Consider the following 5580-nt stretch of genomic DNA (forward strand, 5'->3'; position numbering starts at 1 on the left):
GGCGCGACCGAGAGCGGTCGGCTCGAAGCCGTCGATGAACTCGTATTCGAGCAGCTTGCCGACCGCGTGTTTCGTCGGCACTTCGCCGATCATGCGGTCGTTGAGATGTTTCGCGCGCTTGCCCGCGACGGTGATGTTCGCGAGCGTCTCCTCGATGGCGAACGTCTCGTCGTAGCGGGTGATGACGGGCTCCATCTCGCCTTTGAGGAGCTTGAACGCCACCTCGTCCTCGCTCATCTCCATGGAGTTGTGGTAGGTGGTGTCGGGCTCGACGAGGACGTAGACGGTACCCGTGTCGTGGTAGTCCGGGCGCCCGGCGCGGCCGAGCATCTGTTCGAACTCCTGGACGGAAAGCCACTCGATACCCATCGCCAGCGAATCGAAGATGACCTGTGAGGCGGGGAAGTCGACACCGGCAGCCAGCGCGGCGGTGGTGACGACGGCGGCCAAGTCCTGGTCGCCGAACTGGCGTTCGACGCGGTTCCGCTGGCCGTGGTCGAGGCCGGCGTGGTACGGTGCCGAGTCGTATTCGAGACGGCGGGAGACCTCGTGACAGCGGCGCCGTGAGTTCGTGAAGATGATGGTCTGGCCCCGGTACCCCTTCGAGGATTTCGAGTCGAACGCTCGCTTGACGAGTGTGTTCTCGATGTCGACCTTCTCGGAGCCGTCGGCGAAGGTGACGTGGCGTTCGATGGGGACGGGGCGTTCTTCGAATTCGATGAGCTGGGCGCCGAGCTGGCCGGCGAGTTCGATGGCGTTGCCCACCGTCGCGGAGAGATACACCCACTGGGTGTCCTGGTCGTTGGTTTCACAGTAGTGTTTCAGCCGCGTGATGAGGCCATCGAGGCGGTGGCCACGCTCGTCTTCACCGAGGTTGTGCACCTCGTCGATGACGACGGTGCCGATGTCGCCGAGGTCTTTGCCCGTCCGGAGCGAGTGGTCGATACCTTCGTAAGTGCCGACGATGACGTCGGCGCTGGGGTCGAATCGATTGCCGTCGTCGCGGATGCGTGAGGCGCCGACCCGAAGCGTGATATCGAGGCGGTCGCCGTATTCGTCCTGGAAGTCGCCGTACTTCTGGTTCGCGAGGGCGACGAGCGGGACGAGAAACAGCATCTTGCCCTCGCCTTTCAGTGCGCGGTCGATGCCGGCGAGTTCGCCGACCAGCGTTTTCCCGGTCGCCGTCGCACTCACGACGAGCTGGTCGCGGCCCTCGAGCAGGCCGTTCTCGACGGCCAGACTCTGGACGGGCAGCAGTTCGTCGAACCGCTGGAGGTTCGATTTCAGGTCGCTGTGGACGTCGATATCGCGCGTCGAAACGAGGTCGATGTCGTCCGTCGTGGCGCTTATTTCGTCGAATTTCGTCAGCTCGGGGTCGAGCTGGCCGGAGAGGAGGTTCGCGACGCGTTCGAGGTCGCCGACTTCGAGCAGGAGGTCTTCGAGGCGGTCGCGTGCGCCCGATTGGAGGCCACGGTAGTTCGCCTCGCGTTCGAGTTCCCGTTTCGCACAATCGGGACAGATATGCTCGTCGTCGGATTTGATGGCCGTCTCGGTGGTCAGCGGTGAGTATCGGCCCTTGTTCGCACAGATACGGCAGGTGCGAACCTGCTTTGCGTCGAGTTGGTAGCCGTCGAGCATCGCTTCGAGTTCGCCGCGCTTGCCGCGTGAGGTCTGCTCGGAAATGCGGATGCGTGCGGCGCGGCGCGCCATCTCGATGAACTGTTCGGGGCGGCGCGGCACCTCGTCGTCGCCGTCCTTGACACGGAACCGACCGGGACGGGGGCCGGCGCCGGTTTCCTTCAGTTCGAGGCGGCCGCGTAGCAGTCGCTCTCCGTCGCGGCGCACGACGACGGTGTAGTCGTCGCCGGCCTCGTGGAGGAACAGCGTATCGACGTCAGCGACCTGCTGTGACACGCTCGGATATAGTTTATCCGGGTATTTCAGTTGTCCGGGAGGCGTGTGGGCGGGTGACACGAGCGTCGAGACGCTGCCGGCGTTCACCGCGGCGGAGTGGGACGAGGACGTCGTCGCCGAATCTCGGTGTGAGGGGCCGCGTTCGCCGATAGCTCACTCGGCGAGCGTGATTTCGTCGTCGCCGTTCGGTACCGCACAGATGAAGGCACCGTCCTCGTCGCCCTCGTTCCGGTACCAGTGGACGGTGCCGGCCGGGATGAGAAGCGAGTCGCCCTCGCTGACCGCGTACTCCTCGTCGCCGATACCGACGGTGTAGGTGCCCGCCAGTACGTACTGCTCGTGCTCGATTTTGTTGGTGTGTTTCGGCACCTCGGCGCCGGGTGCTAACACGAACCGCCGGATAGCGAGGTTAGGCGCGCCGTGCTCCGGGCCGACGAGGACGCCCTTCTGCATCCCGTCGGCAGCGTCGACGCGTTCGTATTCGATGTCGTCGGCGCGGCGAACCATCGGTCGGGGTCGTTCCTCTGTCATACCGTCGCTACGAGTCGCGTCTACTTCGATTTCCCGGTGAGTATTTTAGTATCGCGGCGACGGAGGGAGTAACATGAAGAGCTTCCGGGTCGGTAGCGTGTTCGGAATCCCAATCGAGCTGGATCTGACGTTCCTGCTCATCCTGCCGGTGTTCGCCTACATCATCGGGCTTCAGCTCGGCCAGCTGGACATCCTGTTCAACGAGACGCTTCGCTTCGCCATCGATTTCGAGTCGCTGACCGTCTCGACGGCGGCGCGCTACGGTATCGGCACCGTCGCGGCGCTCGGGCTGTTCGTCTGTATCGTCGCCCACGAGTTCGGCCACTCGCTCGTGGCTCGCCGCTATGGCGTGCCCATCGAATCCATCACGCTGTGGTTGCTCGGCGGTATCGCACAGATGGATGAGATTCCCGAAGATTGGAAGAAGGAGTTCAACATCGCCATCGCCGGCCCCATCGTCTCGGTGCTCATCGGCGGCGGCACCTATCTCGTCTTCACTCTCGTCCCCAGCAACGGCTTCCTGCTCGAGGCGGCTCGCTTCACGCTGGCGTATCTGGCCGTCATGAACGTCGTCCTCGCCGCGTTCAATCTGCTGCCGGGCTTTCCGATGGATGGTGGCCGAATCCTCCGTGCGATCTTGGCACGGAACCGGCCGCACGCACAGGCGACACAGCAGGCTGCCCGCGTCGGCCAGCTGTTCGCCATCATGCTCGGTCTCTTCGGGCTCCTCGCCGGCTTCAACATATTCCTCATCATCCTCGCCTTCTTCATCTACATCGCCGCCTCCTCGGAGGCGACCCGGACGGTGATGAAAGCCGCCTTAGAGGGCGTCTCAGTTCAGGACGTGATGACGCCGCGCGACCGTCTCGACACTGTCTCGCCGAAGACGACCGTCGCGGAGCTGACGGAGCGGATGTTCCAGGAGCGACACACCGGTTATCCGGTCATGGAGGGCGACCGCGTCGTCGGCATCGTCACGCTCTCCGATGCGCGTGAGGTCGACCAGGTCGAACGAGACGCCTTCCGCGTCGAGGATATAATGAGTCGCGAGCTTCAGACCGTCGAGCCCACCACGCCGGTCATGGACGCCTTCGAGCGCATGCAGGAGAACAGCATCGGCCGCCTGCTCGTCATGGAAGGTGAGACCGACGAGGAATCGGGCCGGCTCGTCGGCCTCCTCTCCCGAACCGACGTGATGACCGCACTCGACATTGCCAAATCCGGCGGCACGCCCGGTAGCCGACCCATCGGTGGCGAAGACGCCGTGCCTCCCGAGACGCTGGAGGGCAACCGTGTCTGAGTCGGGTTTTGACTTCGATTACTCGGCCAGCGTGACGTTCTCGGTGAGCCACGCCTCGGCTTCCGAAAGGGCCGTCTCGTCGTCGGCCGTGAGCTTCAGTCGGTTGTGGCCCGCCTCGCGGTCGGGGTAGCAGCCGACCTTGACGCCGAACCGTTTCTGCACCTCATCGAGCCGCTCGATGAGGTTGGCCTCCGGCTCGTCGGTGTAGACGAATCGGGAGTCGGCGTCGCCGGAGAACTCCGCTTCGACCTCCTCGAACATCCGTTTCATCTCCGGCGGAATCCCCGGGAACACGTAGACGTTCTCGACGACACAGCCCGGCGACAGTCCCGCGTGGTTGATGAGCGGACGCGATCCCTCGGGCAACAGCGCCTCTTCCGCGGCATCGACATCTAGGTCTGGGTAATTCCCAGCGATGGCTTCGAGCGTGCGTTCGACGTCCGCGAGCGCGAGGTCGTTCTCGACGAGTGGGCGGTCGAACGCCGCCGCGACACCGTCGATGGTGACGTCGTCGGGCGTCCGCCCTAGGCCGCCCGTCACGATGACCGCGTCGAAGGAGTCACTGTACGACCGCGTCGCCTCTGCGATGACCGACAGCTCGTCGGGCACCGTCAGTACGCGCTCGACGGTCACGCCGCGTTCCGTGAGTTGCTGGGACAGCCACGTCGCGTTCGTGTTCTCCGTGTCACCGGCCAACAGCTCGTCGCCGACAGTGAGTATCGCCGCCTGCATACCTCAGATGCGGGCTCGGAACGGTTATTCCTTCCCACCCGCGCCGTCGTTTGCCAACTTCCAAGCCCCCGAGTCGCCCGAGCAGTCACCGTCCGTGAGCTATCTCGCCGAAGCCCCGGGCCCCCCGAGGCGACGGGCCGGTACACCTTCGGCGCTGCCGAGGTGAGCACCGACGGCGGCGATACTTGGGAGTCCGTCAGCGGCACGAGCGACACCAACTACGTCGTTGTCAATCGACCTGATCAGGTCGCCGCTACCAGCACCTCACGGCTCATCCGCCCGAACTCCGCTTTTCGGTGGCAGGCCGGACACAGCGATACGACGTTTTTGAGGTAGTGAGCGTCTATTTCCGTGGTGGCCGGCGTCTCCACGAAGGCACGAACTGGAACGATGTGGTGGACGTCCGGGTTCCGACCGAGTTCTTCCTTCGAGGTGCCGCAAAGCACACACTCGTAGCCATCGCGTTCGAGCGCCTGTTTTCTGACGCGGTTCCACCCACGTCCGTAGTTGGCCTCGATGCCACCCCGCCAGTTCGGATGGCCTTCCCCGGTGAACGCCTCGGAGAGCCACTCGCTTTGACAGTCCGTGCTGCAGAAGACGTGCTCACCGTTGATATTGTTCTGCTGGCGGACGACCTTCGAATCGCACCAATCACAGGCAAGCTCTTGTTCGCCACCCGACCAGCGAGGGTTGTTTTCCCCTGATATATCCGGTGTGTGTCGCCAGGGTTCCTCGTTTACGCAGGTGTGACAGTACAGCCCCTTCTTCTCCGACGAGTAATACTCGAACTCGCTCCCACAGATATCGCATTCCGCGGTTTCTTTTCCGCCGCTGTAATTCGGGTTGTTCTCTCCCTCGAACGAGACTGCTCCGGATCGACACTCATCGGAGCAGTACTTCTTCTCGTATTCGCTGTAATACTCTGCATCACAACGTGTGCACGTCCGATTCGGTAATGGCTCGCCATGGGTTGAAGCGTGGTGGACACGAACCCCCCGTTCGGACGCGAACGAGCGTCCGCATGACGGACAATCAGCCATACGCCGCGTTTCTCGTCCTCAAACTAGAACGTTCGGTTGACGCCGTGGCTGATTAATATTGAA

Annotated in this window: 5 protein-coding genes; 1 reads left to right on the plus strand and 4 read right to left on the minus strand. The window is 63.4% G+C overall.

What is annotated here, in order from left to right; all coding sequences use genetic code 11:
* On the minus strand, positions 1 to 1914 hold a 1914-nt coding region (locus tag ACI8UR_RS12085; RefSeq protein WP_415087917.1), incomplete at its 3' end, for a DEAD/DEAH box helicase.
* 153 nt (positions 1915 to 2067) lie between these two features.
* A complete protein-coding gene (locus ACI8UR_RS12090; protein WP_411715867.1) occupies positions 2068 to 2445 on the minus strand; it encodes a cupin domain-containing protein in 378 nt (125 codons plus the stop codon).
* A gap of 73 nt (positions 2446 to 2518) precedes the next feature.
* Between ACI8UR_RS12090 and ACI8UR_RS12095 the strand changes: the two genes are divergently transcribed.
* Positions 2519 to 3745: a site-2 protease family protein gene (locus ACI8UR_RS12095; RefSeq protein ID WP_411715866.1), complete on the plus strand. Its 1227-nt coding sequence runs from the start codon at positions 2519 to 2521 to the stop codon at positions 3743 to 3745.
* An 18-nt stretch (positions 3746 to 3763) separates the two neighbouring features.
* On the opposite strand, the gene ACI8UR_RS12100 is transcribed toward ACI8UR_RS12095, so the two are convergent.
* Complete coding sequence (locus tag ACI8UR_RS12100) at positions 3764 to 4477, minus strand: competence/damage-inducible protein A (RefSeq protein ID WP_411715865.1); 714 nt, start codon at positions 4475 to 4477, stop codon at positions 3764 to 3766.
* Positions 4478 to 4719: 242 nt separating this feature from the next.
* The gene (locus ACI8UR_RS12105) at positions 4720 to 5517 is read right to left on the minus strand and encodes an HNH endonuclease (protein WP_415087918.1); all 798 of its coding nucleotides are present in this window, start codon (positions 5515 to 5517) and stop codon (positions 4720 to 4722) included.
* Positions 5518 to 5580: the final 63 nt, after the last annotated feature.

The organism is Natronomonas sp., from assembly GCF_047616845.1.
In the GTDB taxonomy this organism is placed as follows: Archaea; Halobacteriota; Halobacteria; order Halobacteriales; family Haloarculaceae; genus Natronomonas.

Excerpts from the sequence above, each read along its gene's own strand:
- ACI8UR_RS12090 (WP_411715867.1), bottom strand. The coding sequence starts at position 2,445 with ATGACAGAGGAACGACCCCGACCGATGGTTCGCCGCGCCGACGACATC.
- ACI8UR_RS12095 (WP_411715866.1), top strand. The coding sequence starts at position 2,519 with ATGAAGAGCTTCCGGGTCGGTAGCGTGTTCGGAATCCCAATCGAGCTG.
- ACI8UR_RS12100 (WP_411715865.1), bottom strand. The coding sequence starts at position 4,477 with ATGCAGGCGGCGATACTCACTGTCGGCGACGAGCTGTTGGCCGGTGAC.
- ACI8UR_RS12105 (WP_415087918.1), bottom strand. The coding sequence starts at position 5,517 with ATGGCTGATTGTCCGTCATGCGGACGCTCGTTCGCGTCCGAACGGGGG.